Source organism: Peterkaempfera podocarpi (assembly GCF_042466665.1).
Classification (GTDB): Bacteria; Actinomycetota; Actinomycetes; order Streptomycetales; family Streptomycetaceae; genus Peterkaempfera; species Peterkaempfera podocarpi.
On the sequence record NZ_CP162102.1, the window covers coordinates 6,655,772 to 6,673,155 of the forward strand.

9 protein-coding genes and 2 pseudogenes are annotated in these 17,384 nt (G+C 72.7%); 5 read left to right on the plus strand and 6 right to left on the minus strand.

Translation table 11 applies throughout. The features are described 5' to 3' along the window. Positions 1–8 precede the first annotated feature (8 nt). Positions 9–899, minus strand: coding sequence for a class I SAM-dependent methyltransferase (locus AB0761_RS29355; RefSeq protein WP_377272153.1), 891 nt, complete (start codon positions 897–899; stop codon positions 9–11). 443 nt (positions 900–1,342) lie between these two features. Here AB0761_RS29355 and rpsA point away from each other — a divergent pair, with 443 nt between their 5' ends. Both rpsA and AB0761_RS29365 read left to right on the plus strand, forming a co-directional pair. Next, complete coding sequence (gene rpsA, locus AB0761_RS29360; protein WP_055590336.1) at positions 1,343–2,830, plus strand: 30S ribosomal protein S1; 1,488 nt, start codon at positions 1,343–1,345, stop codon at positions 2,828–2,830. Between the two features lie 202 nt (positions 2,831–3,032). Continuing rightward, complete coding sequence (locus tag AB0761_RS29365; protein WP_377272154.1) at positions 3,033–5,519, plus strand: MMPL family transporter; 2,487 nt, start codon at positions 3,033–3,035, stop codon at positions 5,517–5,519. 93 nt (positions 5,520–5,612) lie between these two features. On the opposite strand, the gene AB0761_RS29370 is transcribed toward AB0761_RS29365, so the two are convergent. Beyond that, positions 5,613–6,194 (minus strand): TetR/AcrR family transcriptional regulator, encoded by a 582-nt coding sequence (locus AB0761_RS29370; protein WP_377272156.1) that lies wholly within the window; start codon positions 6,192–6,194, stop codon positions 5,613–5,615. 138 nt (positions 6,195–6,332) lie between these two features. On the opposite strand from AB0761_RS29370, the gene AB0761_RS29375 reads away from it, so the two are divergent. The 3 genes and pseudogenes from AB0761_RS29375 to coaE all read left to right on the plus strand — a co-directional run bounded on the left by AB0761_RS29375 (position 6,333) and on the right by coaE (position 9,252). Next, positions 6,333–7,304 (plus strand): zinc-binding dehydrogenase, encoded by a 972-nt coding sequence (locus AB0761_RS29375; protein ID WP_377272157.1) that lies wholly within the window; start codon positions 6,333–6,335, stop codon positions 7,302–7,304. A gap of 323 nt (positions 7,305–7,627) precedes the next feature. Next, a pseudogene (locus AB0761_RS29380) lies at positions 7,628–8,571 on the plus strand (NADP-dependent oxidoreductase). Between the two features lie 75 nt (positions 8,572–8,646). Further along, entirely contained in the window at positions 8,647–9,252 is a 606-nt protein-coding gene (gene coaE / locus AB0761_RS29385) for a dephospho-CoA kinase (RefSeq protein WP_377272158.1), read from the plus strand. A 126-nt stretch (positions 9,253–9,378) separates the two neighbouring features. On the opposite strand, the gene AB0761_RS29390 is transcribed toward coaE, so the two are convergent. From AB0761_RS29390 to glgX, 4 genes and pseudogenes are all read right to left on the minus strand, one after another. After that, positions 9,379–10,218, minus strand: coding sequence for an SAM-dependent methyltransferase (locus AB0761_RS29390; RefSeq protein WP_377272159.1), 840 nt, complete (start codon positions 10,216–10,218; stop codon positions 9,379–9,381). Between the two features lie 109 nt (positions 10,219–10,327). Then, positions 10,328–12,155 (minus strand): annotated as a pseudogene (treZ, locus tag AB0761_RS29395) (malto-oligosyltrehalose trehalohydrolase). Between the two features lie 180 nt (positions 12,156–12,335). Then, on the minus strand, positions 12,336–14,879 hold the full coding sequence (gene treY / locus AB0761_RS29400; RefSeq protein ID WP_377272160.1) for a malto-oligosyltrehalose synthase: 2,544 nt from the start codon (positions 14,877–14,879) through the stop codon (positions 12,336–12,338). A 90-nt stretch (positions 14,880–14,969) separates the two neighbouring features. Next, positions 14,970–17,162 (minus strand): glycogen debranching protein GlgX, encoded by a 2,193-nt coding sequence (glgX, locus tag AB0761_RS29405; RefSeq protein WP_377272161.1) that lies wholly within the window; start codon positions 17,160–17,162, stop codon positions 14,970–14,972. Positions 17,163–17,384: the final 222 nt, after the last annotated feature.

Consider the following 17,384-nt stretch of genomic DNA (forward strand, 5'->3'; position numbering starts at 1 on the left):
GGCGGGGATCAGTCCCGGACCGAGACGAAGACGGCCGTGCCGGGCAGCAGCCGCCCCCGCAGCGGGCTCCAGCCGCCCCACTCCTGCTCCAGGCCTTCCGGCCACTCCGGCTCCACCAGGTCCAGCAGCCGGAAGCCGGCCGCGACGAGTTCGCGGACCCGGTCGCCGACGGTGCGGTGGTGCTCCACATAGACGGCGCGGCCCTGCTCGTCCTGCTCGACGTAGGGGCGCCGGTCGAAGTACGAGGAGAGTGCGGTCAGTCCCTCGGGGCCGGGCTCGTCGGGGAAGGCCCAGCGGATCGGATGGGTGACCGAGAAGACCCAGCGTCCTCCGGGCCGCAGCACCCGGTGCACCTCGCGCATCAGCCGGCCGCTGTCGGCGCTGAAGGGGACGGCCCCGTAGGCGGAGCAGGCCAGGTCGAAGGAGCCGTCGGCGAAGGGGAGGACGGCGGCGTCGGCCTGCACGGCGGGGACGGCCGCAGCAGCCCGCCCCGCCGCGATGTGGTCGGCGTCGATCCGGCGGGAGTGCTGGAGCTGGCGGAAGGAGATGTCGAGGGCGACCGGCAGGGCGCCGCGCCCGGCGAGCCAGCGGGAGCACTGGGCGGCTCCGGCGCCGATCTCCAGGACTCGTCGCCCGGTGAGCGAGGCCGGGTCGCCGAGCAGCCGGGCGTCGGCCTCGTCGAGGCCCTCGGGGCCCCAGACGAAGCCGTCGTCGCCCAGGAAGGCGCCGTGGTCGCCCTGGTACTCGTCCGCGTTGCGGTCCCACCAGTGGCGGCTGGCGCGGCTGCTCTCGCCCGGGCCGGCGGGGCGGCGCACGGCGTCAGCGTCGTCGTCTCCGTCGCCCGGCAGGGCGAAATCTTCCTCGAACGGCTTCTTGGCGGGGGTGGTCGGGTGCGTCATCCTGCCCATCGCGTAGGGTTGGGGGTGCGGAAAGCGCCACTGTTTCCGGTCCGGCTCGGTTCCCGAGCAGGGTCGGCAGCGGCATCCGGGGAGTGGGCCACTGCTGCTGCCGTTCTCCGACCCGTCAGACGGTCGGAAGTGCGGCAAATGGAGGATATGGCCTGATCCATCCCGGCCTCGGCCAACCTGCGCCATCCGGCGTTGACCGTGCCTGGCTGTCCCCGTATGCTACAAGTTGCGCTGCGGGCCTGCGCGCCTCGGACGGAGCAGGTCGCGCTCGCATCTGTCGATGACCCCACGGTCGCAAGTCGGGGTGCCGGTCCTGCATATGCAGGGGAATCCGGTACTCCTCCTCTTGGCTGTCCGGCCCTCGGTAGGAGCGATACGGGCCCTCCGCGTTGCAGTACCTACGACTTCATGTCCGTACCGGAGCCCTTTTCCTAATGACGAGCAGCACCGACTCTTCCCGCACCACCCCGCAGGTGGCGGTCAACGACATCGGTTCCGAGGAAGACTTCCTCGCCGCGATCGACGAGACGATCAAGTACTTCAACGACGGCGACATCGTCGACGGCGTCATCGTGAAGGTCGACCGGGACGAGGTCCTGCTCGACATCGGTTACAAGACCGAGGGTGTCATCCCGTCCCGAGAGCTGTCGATCAAGCACGATGTCGACCCGCACGAGGTCGTCGCCGTGGGCGACAACATCGAGGCCCTGGTCCTCCAGAAGGAGGACAAGGAGGGGCGCCTGATCCTCTCGAAGAAGCGTGCCCAGTACGAGCGCGCCTGGGGCACCATCGAGAAGATCAAGGAAGAGGACGGGATCGTCACCGGTACCGTCATCGAGGTCGTCAAGGGTGGTCTCATCCTCGACATCGGCCTCCGCGGCTTCCTCCCCGCCTCCCTGGTGGAGATGCGCCGCGTCCGCGACCTTCAGCCCTACGTGGGCAAGGAGCTCGAGGCCAAGATCATCGAGCTGGACAAGAACCGCAACAACGTGGTCCTGTCCCGCCGTGCCTGGCTGGAGCAGACCCAGAGCGAGGTCCGCCAGACCTTCCTCACCACCCTGCAGAAGGGCCAGGTGCGCTCCGGCGTCGTCTCCTCGATCGTCAACTTCGGTGCCTTCGTGGACCTGGGTGGCGTCGACGGCCTGGTGCACGTCTCCGAGCTGTCCTGGAAGCACATCGACCACCCGTCCGAGGTTGTCGAGGTCGGCCAGGAGGTCACCGTCGAGGTTCTCGACGTGGACATGGACCGCGAGCGCGTCTCCCTGTCGCTGAAGGCGACCCAGGAGGACCCGTGGCAGCAGTTCGCCCGGACCCACCAGATCGGTCAGGTCGTCCCGGGTAAGGTCACCAAGCTGGTTCCGTTCGGTGCGTTCGTCCGCGTGGACGAGGGCATCGAGGGCCTGGTCCACATCTCCGAGCTGGCCGAGCGCCACGTGGAGATCCCGGAGCAGGTCGTCCAGGTCGGCGACGAGATCTTCGTCAAGGTCATCGACATCGACCTCGAGCGCCGCCGCATCAGCCTCTCGCTGAAGCAGGCCAACGAGTCCTTCGGTGCCGACCCGGCGTCGGTCGAGTTCGACCCGACCCTGTACGGCATGGCCGCGTCCTACGACGACCAGGGCAACTACATCTACCCCGAGGGCTTCGACCCGGAGGCCAACGACTGGCTGCCCGGCTACGAGAAGCAGCGGGAGGAGTGGGAGCGCCAGTACGCCGAGGCGCAGTCCCGCTTCGAGCAGCACCAGGCCCAGGTCATCAAGAGCCGCGAGGCCGATGCCGAGGCTGCTGCCGAGGGTGGCGAGGCTGTCGCCGCTGCCGCCGGTGGCTCCTACTCGTCCTCCAGCGACGAGGGCTCCGGCGCTCTCGCCTCGGACGAGGCGCTTGCCGCGCTGCGCGAGAAGCTGGCCGGCGGCCAGAGCTGATCGCCTGATCCAGAACAAGACCCCCGAACCGGATGTCCGGTTCGGGGGTCTTGTTGTATATAAGCATTAGATAAGAAGATCATCACAAAAATGTGATGTGCCTTAAAAGGGATGGGTATGGGAACCTTCGTCGTTCTGACCTAGGTTGAAGGGGCGACACCTGACGGGCCCAACCGACCCCGGAAGCTAGGTCCCCCCTTTTATGCTGCTGACCCTCCTGGGGCTGCTGCCGCGTCCGCGCCGCCTCCTGCTCCTGCTCATCCCCGCCATCGCCGTCGCAGGCGGTGCCGTCGTCGGCGGGCGCTCACTGCGCCGGCCGCGACGCCGGCAGCAGCCCGACCGGCCGGGTGCCCCGAGCGCAGCGCTCTCCGCCGAGGCGGAGCCCCCCCAGGAGACCGCTCCCTCCGCCGGGACAGGGCCGGCCCAGGACACCCCGCCGCGCTGCGGTGGGCTCCTCGCCGCGACCGGGCGCTTCTGCCATCGCCACCGCCGCTGGGTCCTCGCGGCCTGGATCGCGGTGCTGGCGGCCGGGGTGCTGATCGGCGGCCGGGTCTTCGACAGTGCCGCCACCGGGGCCCAGGCCGCCGGGTCGGAGTCGGCCCGCGGCAGCGCCCTGGTCGCCGCCGCCGATCCGGCCGCCGGCACGGTCACCGCCGTGGTGGACGGCCCCCGGGTGGACGACCCCGCGGTGCGCTCCGCCGTCACCGCGGCCGCGCACTCCGTGGCCGCCCTGCCCGGGGTGGTCTCGGTCTCCGACGCCTACAGCGGCCCGGTATCCGGCTCGGCGCAGGGCTCGGTGCCCGGCGCCGCGCTGCGGGCCCCGGACGGCAGGGCCGGCCTGGTCGTCGTCCGGATGGCCGACGGGAGCAGCGACCGTGCGGTGAATGCGGTCGCCGCGCAGCTGGGCACCGTCCAGCAGACCGCGCCCGGCAGCAAGGTCACCGTCGGCGGAGACCTGGTGCTGTCCCAGGAGGTCAAGCAGCAGACCGCCAAGGACACCCGGTTCGGCGAGCTGGTCACCCTGCCGATCACCCTGGTGGTGATGGTGCTGGTCTTCGGCGGCTTCGCCGCGGCGAGCCTGCCGCTGATAGGCGCGGTGGCCTCGGTCGGCGGGGCCCTGCTGGCGATATTCGGCTTCAGCCGGGTGATGTCGCTGGACACCAGCGTGCTGCCGATCGCCACCGTGCTGGGCCTCGGCCTGTCGATCGACTACGCCCTGCTGATGGTCAACCGGTTCCGTGAGGAGCGGGGCAAGGGCGCCTCGGTGGCCATGGCGGTCGAGCGGACCAGCGCCACCGCGGGGCGCACCGTCGCCTTCTCCGGGGTGACGGTGGCCGTGGCCCTGTCCGGCCTGCTGGTCTTCTCCAGTCCGGTCTTCCGGGCCGTCGGCGCCGCCGGGGTGAGCGTGGTGGTGATCACGGTGGCGGCCGGGCTCACCCTGGTCCCGGCCCTGCTGGGCTTCGCAGGCCGGCGGATCAAGGCTCCGGCCGAGCCGGTCGCGGACGACGGCTTCTTCGCCCGCACCGTACGCCGGGTGCAGCGGCGTGCGCTGCCGGTGGCACTGGCCGCGGTGGCCCTGCTGATGGCGGCCGGGGCGCCCTTCCTGACCGCCCGTGCGCACACCGCCGGCGCAGAGGTGCTGCCTGCCTCCTTCGCCAGCCGGTCGGTCGCCGACACGGTGCAGCACCGCTTCCCCGCGCAGGTCCCCGCGCCCGTCACGGTCGTGGTGGACGCCTCCCCGGCGGAGGCCCGGCAGTACGCCGCACAGATCGCCGAACTGCCCGGTGTGGCCGGTGTCCGCCCGGCGCAGCAGGCCGCCGAGCATCTCTCCACCATCGATGTCCTGGTCTCCGGCGACCCCCAGGGCTCCCGGGTCCAGTCGGTGGTCGCCGAGCTGCGGGACCATCGCGACGGTCTGCGCACCTGGGTCACCGGGGACGCTGCCACCGTGGTCGACTTCAAACAGGAGATCGTCCACCGGGGCCCGATCGCCTTTGCGCTGGTCGCGGCCGGCACCTTGCTGCTGCTCTTCCTGATGACCGGCTCGATTGTGGTGCCCGTCAAGGCGCTGCTGATGAATGTGCTCTCGCTGGGCTCCTCGCTGGGCGCGCTCACCCTGGTCTTCCAGCACGGCTGGTTCAGCGGGCTGCTGGGCTTCCACCCGGCGGGCGGACTGGAGAGCTATGTGCCGGTGCTGGTGTTCTCCTTCGCCTTCGGCCTCTCCATGGACTACGAGGTCTTCCTGCTCTCGCGGATCAAGGAGCTGCGGGACGAGGGCCACAGCAGCAACCGTGCGGTGGAGCTGGGCCTGCAGCGCAGTGGGCGGATCATCAACTCCGCCGCGCTGCTGATGGTGATCGTCTTCGCCGGCTTCGCCGCGGGACAGATGCTGATGATCAAGGAGATGGGGATTGCTCTGGCGGTCGCCGTCGCGGTGGACGCCACCCTGGTGCGCTGTCTGCTGGTCCCGGCCGCGATGAGCCTCTTCGGCGACTTCAACTGGTGGGCGCCCCGCCCGCTGAAGTGGCTGCACGGCCGGGTCGGCCTGCGTGAGCACGTGGTCCTGCCGCCGCTGCCCTCGCTGCGCCCCCATCTGCCGCAGCTGCCCGCGCTTCCGCAGCTGCCCCCGCAGCTCGCGGCCAGGCTGCCGCACACCCGGCTGCCGGGAGCCGCAGCCGCCAAATCCTGAGCCGCCACATCCTGAGCCGCCACATCCTGATCTGCCACATCCTGAGCCGCCGAATCCTGATCCGGTCGCAGCCGCGGTCGCGGTCGCGGCGGCTCAGCGGGGGCGTCCGCCCCAGCCGTTGGCCTCGGTGATCAGCGCACCCGCCAGCCGGGCGGAGCGGTGGGCGATCTCCCGGGGCGGTACGGGGCGGCCGTTCTCCAGCCACCAGGTGATCGACTGGAGGAAGACCGAGGCCAGCACCGTCGGCACCAGCCCGGCCTCGGGCGCTGCGGCCGCCTCGTCCGGAACCTCCAGATGCTCGGCCACCATCTCCGCCAGCGCCGTGCGCATCCGGTCGGCGAACCACGGGCTGCCCTTTCTGCCCAGCAGCGCACCGTAGAAGCGGTGGCGGGCGGCAATGTGCTCGAAGAACCCCACCCAGCGCTCCAGTGGCGGCCGCGAGCCGTCGGCGGCGGCGCCCAGCAGCTCCGCCATCGCCTCGTCGAAGATCTGCTCCACCAGGTGGTACTTGTCGCGGTAGTTGCGGTAGAAGGAGGCGCGGCTCACCATGGCCCGCTCGGTGACCTCCCCGACGGTGACCTTGTCGAAGCCGCGCTCCTCGATGAGCTCGACCAGCGCCCCGCGCAGCAGTCTGCGGGTGCGCCGCACCCTGAGGTTCTCACCCGACTGAGACATTCCCGCCCCCTTGTCCCGACCGGGACAGTGCCGCCGGTCTGCTCCTTGTGACCGCTCCGCCCGGTCGCAAGACTCTGCCGCGGACAGCATGACCGGCTTGGGACACAGTGTCCCGCAGCCAGGCGGAGGGAGCATGCGATGCGCGTCGTCCGGGTCCATGAGTTCGGATCGCCCGAGGTGCTGCGGCTGGAGCGGGCCGATGAGCCGAGGGCCGTCGCCGACCAGGTGGTGGTGGCCGTGGAGGCGGCAGGGGCGGTCTTCGGCGACATCGTCGTACGGTCGGGACGGCACCCCTTCCCGGTGCCCTATGTACCCGGCCTCGAGGTGGGCGGACGGGTGGTGGAGGTGGGCCCGGACGCGGATCACCGGCTGTTGGGGCAGCTGGTCGTGGCCGCCACCGCCGACCGCAGCGGCGGCTATGCGGAACGCGCGCTCGCCGGGAGCGGCCAGGTGTTCGCGGTCCCCGGTGCACTGCCGGTCGGCCAGGCCCTGGCGGTCTTCCAGGCCGGGGCCGTGGCACTCGGCCTGCTGGAGGTGATGGAGGTCGGCGGGGGCGACACCGTGCTGGTCACCGCTGCGGCAGGCCGGATCGGATCGCTCCTGGTCCAGCTCGCCGCAGCGGCCGGGGCCAGGGTCGTCGCCGCCGCCCGGGGGCGGGCGAAGCTGGATCTCGCCGCCCGACTGGGTGCGGCCGTCGTCGTCGACTACGGCCTCCCCGACTGGGTGGACCGGGTGCGGGCCGCGACCGGCGGCCGGGGGGCGGATGTGGTCCTCGATGCCATCGGCGGTGAGCTGGGAGGCCAGGCTGCACGGGCCGCCGCCGGGGGAACCGGGCGGCTGGGCGTCTACGGCTTCACCTCCGGCACCTGGACCGACCTCGGATCCTCGGAGCTGACCCGCCGCGGCGTCACCGGGAGCAGGCCTCTGACCACCGTCTTCCAGCAGCCCGCAGAGGTGCAGCGAGCCCGCAGCGAACGGGCGCTCGCCGAAGCCGCCGCCGGCCGGCTGCTACCCGTGGTCGACCGGTCCTTCCCGCTGGAGCATGCGGCGCAGGCGCACCACCGTCTTGAGCAGCGCCGCAGTACCGGGGCGGTCCTGCTCACCCCCTGAGCGGGCTCCGGGCTGCCCCGATCGGGCCCTCGGTCGCCGCGTCGCCGCGTCGCCCGGGTGCGGACGCTCGGTGCCGTCCCGGCGGAGCCCGGAGCCCGGAGCCCGGGCCGGAGCCGGGGCCCGGCGGGGCGGTGCCGGGGGCTGCGGGAGGATGCGGTCGGAGAGGGTCACGCTCTTCGCCGCCGCCGGCCGCGGCCGGGTTGACGCCGTCCGCCGCGGGGCGGGCACTGCGGAGTGCCGTCCGCCACCGGGGCGCCCGTCGGAGGAGGGTGGGACCCGAAGCATCACGCCGTACGACAAGGAGCACAGCAATGAACGCGCGCATGCGGGCCGTCGTCCAGGACGGCTTCGGCGGTCCCGAGGTGCTGCGGACGGCCGAGGTGGACCGTCCCCCCCGATCCCCACCGAGGTCCTGGTGCGGGTCCACGCGGCCGGGCTGAACCCCGTGGACGCCAAGACCCGGGCGGGCAAGGGCATGGCCGGGCTGCAGGGCGCCCCGCCGTATGTGCTGGGGTGGGACGTCTCCGGTGTGGTGGAGGAGACCGGCTTCGGCGTCACCACCCTGCGGCCCGGCGACGAGGTCTTCGGAATGCCGTGGTTCCCCCGGCCCGCGCGGGCCTGCGCCGAGTATGTGACCGCCCCCTCGCGGCACTTCGCGCGCAAGCCCGCCGGGCTCACCCACACCGAGGCGGCGGCGCTGCCGCTGGCGGGTCTCACCGCCTGGCAGGTGCTGGTCGACACCGCCCGGGTGACCGCGGGGCAGCGGGTGCTGATCCATGCGGCGGCCGGCGGCGTGGGGCATCTGGCGGTGCAGATCGCCAAGGCGCGGGGCGCCCATGTGATCGGCACCGCCCGTGCGGCCAAGCACGACTTCCTGCGGTTGCTGGGCGCCGACGAGACCGTCGACTACACCGCCGTCGCCTTCGAGGAGGCCGTGGGGGACGTCGACGTGGTGATGGACAACATCGGTGACCCGGACCATCTGCGGCGGTCGCTGAGGACGCTCCGCCCCGGCGGCCTGCTGGTCGCCGTGCCCTCCGGCAGTGATCCCTCGGTGGCCGCCGAGGCCCGGGAACGGGGCCTTCGGATGACCCAGTTCCTGGTCGAGCCCGACCAGCGGGGGCTGCTGGAACTGGCGGCCCTGGTGGAGTCGGGGCGGCTGCGGCCCGAGATCGAGAGTGTGCTCCCGCTCGCCGACGCGGCCAAGGCCCATGAGCTGGTGGCGTCGGGCCGCACCCGGGGCAAGGTGGTCCTCGCCGTCGTCTGACCGGACACCGCCGCGGCAGCGCACCGGCCGGGGTGCAGCTCGGCCGGTCCGCTGCCGCGGCGGTAGCCTGGCCCGATGCTGAGAGTGGGCCTGACCGGCGGTATCGGCGCCGGCAAGAGCGAGGTGTCCCGGCTGCTGGCCTCACTGGGCGCCGTGATTGTCGACGCGGATCTGATCGCCCGTGAGGTCGTGGAACCCGGCACCCCCGGACTGGCGGCAGTGGTCGCCGAGTTCGGCGAGACGGTGCTGCGGCCGGACGGCACCCTGGACCGGCCGGCCCTCGGCACGGTGGTCTTCGCCGACCCCGAGCGGCTGGCCGCGCTCAACGCCATCGTCCACCCCCTGGTCAGGGAGCGCTCCGCCGAGCTGGAGGCCGCAGCCGGGCCCGGGGACGTGGTGGTCCAGGACGTCCCGCTGCTCGCGGAGAACGGCCTGGCCCCGCTCTACGACCTGGTCGTGGTGGTGGACGCCCCGGACGAGGTGCGCCTGGACCGCCTGGTACGGCTCCGCGGCATGGCCGAGGACGAGGCCCGGGCCCGGATGTCGGCCCAGTCCGCCCGGGCGGACCGGCTGGCCGTGGCCGATGTCGTCATCGACAACTCCGGGGCGCTCGCCGACCTGGAGCCCCGGGTCCATGAGGTGTGGGAGCAGCTGCGGACCAGGGCGGCAGCGGACGCCTGAGCCAGGACCCCGCAGCGGAGCCGGACGGGCTCATGGAGGACGACCGGCCCGTCGGACATGGACGACATGCCTCGGGGGCCGGACCGGGCAGTGACCCCGGTCCGGCCCCCGATGGGAGCGGCCGCCTCAGGGCTTGATACCCACCGCAGCCCAGCCGGGAGCGCGGTCGTCGCCCTCCTGGACGGGGGCGTCGGGGCGCCAGAGCGGCGTGGTGACCAGGCCCGGCTCCTCCAGCTCCAGGCCCTCGAAGAAGGCCGCCACCTGGTCGCGGCTGCGCGGGACCAGCGGTGCCGCGGAGTTGGAGTAGAGGGCTCGGGCCTGGTCGACCTGGTCCGGCGGGGTGAAGTCGCCGGTGGCGTGGGAGAGGACCAGGCAGCTGCCCGAGGGCAGGGCGTCCACCAGCCGGCGCACAATGCCCAGCGGATCCTCGTCGTCGTGGATGAAGTGCAGGATGGACACCAGCATCAGGGCGATCGGCCGGTCGAAGTCCAGCACCGTGCGGACCTCGGAGTTCGCCAGGATCCCGGCGGGGTCCCGCAGGTCGGCGTGGATCACGGTGGCGCTTCCCTGGACGGCACCGGCCAGCAGGGCGCGGCCGTGCACCAGCACGATGGGGTCGTTGTCCAGGTAGGCGACCCGGATGTCGGGATCGACCTCGGCCGCGATCTGGTGGGTGGAGCCGGCGGTGGGGATGCCGGTGCCGATGTCCAGGAACTGCCCGATGCCCTGCCGGGTCACATGGCGCACCGCGCGCTGCAGGAAACCGCGGTTGGCGAGCGCCCCGGTGCGGAAGGCCGGGCTGATGGAGAGGGCCTTCTCGGCTGCCTCCCGGTCGGCGGGAAAGTTGTCCTTGCCACCGAGGAAGTAGTCGTACATCCGCGCCGGGTGGGGGATGTCGGTGCGCAGATCGGTGGGAGGACGTACATCGTCCTCTCCCGCGCGCATCCAGTCCTGGCTCTGGGTCATCGCATCTCCCCGATGTGATCGAGCTCGCCTGTGCGTGAGCAGCATAGGGCGACGGATGACCGACAACGGTGTCGGGCCGTCATATGCCTTACGGAGCGATCGATTCCGGTCATCCGGTGGTGTGGACCACTGCGACCGAGGCCGCCGGAAGCAGCAGCTTGTCGGGGGCACCGCCAGGCCCCTCGCTGTGCGGTCCGAAGGCGGCCAGGACGGCGTCGCGGGGAGCGCCCAGGGGAAGCGTCCGGGGCCGGTCGGAGAGGTTGGCGGCCACGCGGTACGGGCCGCGGTGCACCACCAGCCACCGCTCGGCCTCGTTCCAGCAGACCTCGACCCGGGACAGGTCGGGATCGGTGAGCGCCGGGTGGGCGCGCCGCAACCGGAGCAGGGTCCGGTACCAGTCCAGCAGCTCCCGGTGCGGCGGCCGGTCGGGCTCCGACCAGTCGAGGGTGGACGCCACCACGGTGGAGGGCGCCTGCGGGGGGGATCTCCTCGGCCTTCCAACCGTGCTCGGCGAACTCCCGGCGGCGGCCCTGCCGCACCGCCTCGGCCAGCTGCGGATCGGTGTGGTCGGTGAAGTACTGCCAGGGCGTACCGGCACCCCACTCCTCGCCCATGAAGAGCATCGGGGTGAACGGCGAGGTGAGCACCAGCGCCGCACCGGCGGCCAGCAGCCCGGTCGGCACGGTGGCTGAAAGCCGGTCGCCCAGGGCGCGGTTGCCCACCTGGTCATGGGTCTGCAGATAGCCCAGCAGCCGGTGGCCGGGGCTGCGGCGCAGGTCCAGCGGGCGGCCGTGGGTGCGCCGGCGGAAGGAGGACCAGGTGCCGTCGTGCAGCCACCCCCGGGTGAGCGCCTTGGCGAGAACGCCCAGCGGACCCCGGGGGAGGGAGGCCACCGCCCGGGGCGGGCCGCTGGGCCGGCCTGCGAAGTCCGCGTAGTAGCCCTGGGACTCCCCGGTGAGCACGGCGTGCAGCGCATGATGGAAGTCGTCGCTCCACTGAGCGGTCAGGCCGAGCCCGCCGGCCTCCCGGGGCGCGGTGGTCCGGGGGTCGTTGAGATCGGACTCGGCGATCAGGAAGAGCGGCCGCCCGGTGGCGGCGGCCAACCGGTCGACCTCGCCGGAGAGTTCCTCCAGGAAGTGCAGCGCCCGGTCGTCCGCCAGGGCGTGCACCGCGTCCAGCCGCAGGCCGTCGATACGGTAGTCGCGCAGCCAGGCCAGAGCACTGCCGATCAGATAGGCCCGTACCTCGTCGGAGCCGGGGGCGTCCAGATTGACCGCGGATCCCCACGGGGTGTGGTGGCGGTCGGTGAAGTACGGGCCGAAGCGGGGCAGATAGTTGCCGGCCGGACCGAGGTGGTTGTGGACCACGTCCAGCACCACCCCGAGCCCCCGGCGGTGCGCCGCGTCCACAAAGCGTTTGAGCCCGTCGGGACCGCCGTACGGCTCGTGCACGGCCCACAGGCTGACACCGTCGTAGCCCCAGCCGTGGCGTCCGGGGAAGGGACAGACGGGCATCAGCTCCACCAGGTCGACGCCCAGCTCCACCAGGTGGTCCAGCCGCTGCGCGGCGGCGTCGAAGGTGCCCTCGGGGGTGAAGGTGCCCACATGCAGTTCGTAGAGGACGCTGCCGGGCAGGGCCCGGCCGTGCCACCGGGCGGCCTCGTCCGACCAGCGGAACGCCTGGTGGTCGACCAGGCGGCTCGGACCGTCGGGTCCGTACGGCTGGCGCGCCGAGCGGGGGTCGGGCAGCAGCTCCCCACCGTCCAGCCGGAAGCCGTAGTCGGAGCCCCCGGGGTCGGCGGGCAGCTCGGCCAGCCACCATCCGGGCCGGTCGGGGTCGGGTTGCAGGGCGTGGCGTACGCCGTCGACCTCGGCCTCGGCCTGCCGGGCGTCGGGCGCCCAGAGCCGGAAGGTGTGGGCGGGGGCACGGTCGGCCATACGGGCTCCTCGTGTACGGGGGAGTTCACCGCATCTCTACCCCTCTGCCGCGCCCGGCTCGCCCCGTCGGCCGTGAATGCTGCTCCCCTGCCGCGCGGCGTGAGGCGGCGGTGCGGCGGGGGAGCGGCGGCGTCCTGAGAGGCGTCCTGAGAGGCGTCCTGAGAGGCGTCATGAGGGGTGTCATGAGGTGAGCAGCGCCACCGGCAGCCGGGACAGCAGGTCGGCGGCGCGGACGGGGCCCTCGGGGAAGGTGTTTCCGGTGAGCAGGTCGGTCCAGGCGCCGGAGGGGCCGGCGGGCAGCGGCAGGACGGTGTCCGCCCAGCCGCCGGCGTGGCGCAGTCCGTGCGGCAGACGGGTGACGGCGGCCACCACGTCGCTGCCGCGCAGATGGGCCAGGAGATGGCGGGCGGCGGGTCCCCGGGCGTGCAGCGGGGTGTGGGCGGCGGCGAAGGTGCCGGGGCGGTCGCGGCGCAGCCGCAGTGCGGTGGCGGTGAGGTGCAGTTTCTCGGCGGCGGTCCCGGTGGGCGGGGTGCCGCTGTCCAGGGCGGCGAGGCGCTGCGCCAGGCCGGTGAGGTCCACGGGGCGGCGGTTGTCGGGGTCGACCAGAGTGTGCAGGGGCTCCTCGCTGCCCTGGTAGAGGTCGGGGACGCCGGGCACGGTGAGGTGCAGCAGTGCTGCGGCCAGGGTGTTGCTGTGGGCACAGGGGGCGAGGGTGTCCACGAACTCGCCGATCGGCCCGGTGAGTGCGGGGTCGGCGACCACGGCGCGGGCGTGCCGTTCCAGTGCCTCTTCGAAGGCGGGGCCGGGCTCGGTCCAGGAGGTCTGCAGATCGGCTTCACGTACCGACTTCAGCAGCGCGGTGACCAGCCGGTCGGCGTCGATCGGCCAGGCGGCGACCAGGGTCTGCCACAGCAGGTACTCGGCGGCGGGGCCGGGGTGCGGGCCGGTGCGGTGGCGGGCGGCGGCGGCCGACCAGGAGCGGTGGACGGTGGACCAGGTGCCGGGGATCTCGGCGAGGACGGCCAGCCGGGCGCGGGCGTCGGCGCTCCGCTTGGTGTCATGGGTGGAGAGCGCGCTGAGCCCGCTGGGCCAGTGCTGCTGGATGTGGCGGCACCAGGAGTGGAAGGCGTCGGGGTCGGTGCCGGGGTGGCCGGGGTCGCCGCCGACCTCGTTCAGCGACAGCAGGGGGTACCAGCGGTAGAAGGCCTTGTCCTCCAGGCCCTTGGCGGCCGCGGCGGAGCAGGTCTGGGCGAAGCGGGCGGCGAACTCGTCGCGGGCCGGGCCGCGGCCCAGCCTGCCGAGGGCCAGGTCGCGGACGGTGGCGAGGGCGGCGGTGAGCTGCTGGGTGTCGGAGGGGGCGGCGGCGGTGCCGGCGACGGCGGCGCTGTCGGTGACGGAGCGGGGGTCGGCGGCGATGGCGGTGAGGGCCTGCGCGGACTCGTCGGGGGCGGGTTCACCGGGGACGACATAGGGCCGGTAGACGGGGTGGGCGGCGACCAGCCGGGCGGTGGCCTCGGTGAGCGCCCAGCCGGGGTGGTCGCGCCGGCGGGCGTCGGAGGGGTCCTCGGTGCAGGCCCGGGCGGCGGTACGGCCGAGGCGGGCGATCTCCGCGGCGAGCTCGCGGCGGACCACCTCGCGGCGGGCCTCGTCGGCGGCCTGCCGGTAGTCGCCCCGGCCGTGGTGGGGGTCGTCGGGCGGGGCCAGTACGGCGGCGGTGTCCTCGGTGATCCGCCGGACACCCTCGGGGTCGGTGAGCACGCCGTCGATGCGCAGCAGCGCGTCATAGCCGGTGGTGCCGGCGCAGGGCCAGTCGGCGGGGAGCTGCTCGTCCCCGGTGAGGATCTTCTCGACGACGGTCCAGGCGCCGCCGGTGGCCTCGGCGAGGCGGCGCAGATAGCCGCGGGGGTCGGCGAGCCCGTCGGGGTGGTCGATACGGAAGCCGTCCAGGACGCCGTCGGCGTGCAGCCGCACCAGGAGGGCGTGGGTGGCGTGGAAGACCTCGGGGTCCTCGGCGCGGACCGCGATCAGGTCGTTGACGGTGAAGAACCGTCGGTAGTTGAGGTCGGTGCGGGCCAGCCGCCACCAGGCGAGCCGGTACCACTGGTGGTCGAGCAGTTCGGGCAGGGGCAGGTGCTCGGTGCCGGGCCGCAGCGGGAAGACATGGTCGTGGTAGCGCAGCACCGGTTCGGCTGCGGTGTCCTCGGGCGACTCCTGGTGGGCGACGGTGGTCTTGCCCGGGGTGAGCTGGTCCAGGACGGCGCCGAGCCGGTCGCCGAGCAGGGGCAGCAGCACCCGTCCGCGGTGGGGTGCGTCGACGGGGCCGGGCTGGGCGGTCCAGTCGATGTCGAACCAGCGGGCGTACGGGGAGTCGGGCCCCTCTCGCAGCACATGCCAGAGCGGGTGGTTGAGGTGCTCGGGGGCCGGCAGCGCCATGTGGTTGGGGACGGTGTCGGCGATCAGCCGCAGGCCGTGGGCGTGCGCATGGTCGGCCAGGGCGCGCAGGGCCGCTTCGCCGCCGAGCTGCTCGCTGATCCTGGTGTGGTCGACGGTGTCGTAGCCGTGGGCGGAGCCCGGGGTCGCCTCCAGCAGGGGGGAGAGATGGAGGTGGGAGACGCCGAGGCGGGCGAGGTAGGGGACGGCCGCTGCGGCGTCGTGGAGGGTGAAGCCGGGCTGCAGCTGGAGCCGGTAGGTGGCGGTGGGCCCAGGGCGGTTGGCGGCTGTCATGTGCCCATGCCTACCCGGTGGGGACGGGATCCACATCCCGGGTGGGGGCAGCCGGGGGACCGTTGTCGTCTCCGGGCCCCCGGCCGCTGCTCAGGCGGGGCGCTGGAGCACCATCAGCGAGCGGTCCGCCAGCTGGAGCCGGTCGCCGGCCTTCACCTTGGCCCCGGCTCCGGGGGCGATGCTGCCGGGCCGGGCGGTGTCGACCACCACCTGCCACTCCCGGCCGTGGTTGACCGGGACGGCGAACTCCAGCGGCTCGTAGTGGGCGTTGAACATCAGCAGGAAGGAGTCGTCGGTGATCTTCCCGCCGCGGCGGTCGGGCTCGGAGATGGCGTACCCGTTGAGGAAGACCGTGAGGGACTTGGCGTAGGAGGCCTTCCAGTCCTTGTCGGCCATCTCGCTGCCGCCCGGGGTGAACCAGGCGATGTCGGAGAGGTCGTCATGGGTGCCCGAGACCGGGCGGCCGTGGAAGAAGCGCCGCCGCCGGAAGACGGGGTGGTCGCGGCGCAGCCAGACCATGGAGCGGGTGAACTCCAGCAGCTGTGCCGCGGGGTCGTCCTGGGCCGCCGCCCGCCCGGGACCGGGACCGTGGCCGGCCGCGCCGTGGCCTCCGGCGCCGTGCCCCGTCGTACCGGGGGGCCAGTGCACCCAGGCCAGCTCGCTGTCCTGGCAGTAGGCGTTGTTGTTGCCCTGCTGGGTGCGGCCCAGCTCGTCGCCGTGGGAGATCATCGGGACGCCCTGGGAGAGCATCAGGGTGGCCATGAAGTTGCGCTGCTGCCGGGCGCGCAGCTCCAGCACCGCGGGGTTGTCACTGTCGCCCTCGGCGCCGCAGTTCCAGGAACGGTTGTGGCTCTCGCCGTCGCGGTTGTCCTCGCCGTTGGCCTCGTTGTGCTTGTCGTTGTAGGAGACCAGGTCGCGCAGGGTGAAGCCGTCGTGGCAGGTGACGAAGTTGATGGAGGCGATGGGACGGCGGCCGTCGTCCTGGTAGAGGTCGGAGGAGCCGGTCAGCCGGGAGCCGAACTCGGCGAGGGTGGCGTTCTCCCCGCGCCACAGGTCGCGGACGGTGTCGCGGTACTTGCCGTTCCACTCGGTCCACAGTGGTGGGAAGTTGCCCACCTGGTAGCCGCCCTCGCCGACGTCCCAGGGTTCGGCGATCAGCTTCACCTGGGAGACCACCGGGTCCTGCTGCACCAGGTCGAAGAAGGACGACAGTCGGTCCACCTCGTGGAACTGCCGGGCGAGGGTCGCGGCCAGGTCGAAGCGGAAGCCGTCGACATGCATGTCGGTGACCCAGTAGCGCAGCGAGTCCATGATCAGCTGCAGCACGTGCGGGCTGCGCATCAGCAGGCTGTTGCCGGTGCCGGTGGTGTCCTCGTAGTAGCGGTGGTCGTCGGCGACCAGCCGGTAGTAGTTGTCGTTGTCCAGGCCACGGAAGGAGAGCGTGGGGCCGAGGTGGTTGCCCTCCGCGGTGTGGTTGTAGACGACGTCCAGGATCACCTCGATCCCGGCCGCGTGCAGCGCCTTGACCATCGACTTGAACTCCTGCACCTGCTGCCCGCGGTCGCCCAGCGAGGAGTAGGCGCCGTGCGGGGCGAAGAAGCCGATGGTGTTGTAGCCCCAGTAGTTGGAGAGCCCCGCGTCCACCAGCCGGTGGTCGTGGACGAACTGGTGCACCGGCATCAGCTCGATGGCGGTGATCCCCAGGTCCACCAGGTGCTCGATCACGGCGGGGTGCGCGATTCCGGCGTAGGAGCCGCGGATCTCCTCGGGGATGCCCGGGTGCAGCCGGGTGAGGCCCTTCACGTGGGCCTCGTAGAGCACGGTGCGGTGGTAGTCGGTGCGCGGCGGCCGGTCGTTGCCCCAGTCGAAATAGGGGTTGATCACCACCGAGTGCATGGTGTGCGGAGCGGAGTCCAGGTCGTTGCGCCGGTCGGGGGAGCCGAAGTGGTAGCCGTACACCGACTCGTGCCAGTCGATGGCGCCGCTCATCGCCTTGGCGTAGGGGTCCAGCAGCAGCTTGGCGCTGTTGCAGCGGTGCCCGGCGGCGGGCTCGTAGGGCCCGTGCACCCGGAAGCCGTAGCGCTGCCCCGGCTGCACGCCCGGGAGGTAGGCATGGCGGACGAAGGCGTCGGTCTCGCGCAGCTCCACCGCGGTCTCCGAGCCGTCGTCGGCGACCAGGCACAGCTCGATCCGGTCCGCGGCCTCGGAGAAGACCGCGAAGTTGGTTCCGGCTCCGTCGTAGGTGGCACCGAGGGGGTACGGATGTCCCGGCCAGACCTGCATCGTCCCTCTTCTTCCCGTCGTCGTCGCGGCGGACAGCTGCCCCGACCGTCCGTGGGCGGGCCTGGGCGCGCCGCCGATGCGTGCCGTATGCCCGGCGGTGCCGGACGCCATGTGTGCCCCCTGTCGTACCGGATCGCGGGCGTCCGTCCTTCCGCATACTCGCCGACCGCGGGGCGAACTGACGGCCTTTCGTGACTTCTTCGCCCGAACGGGTGTCTCATC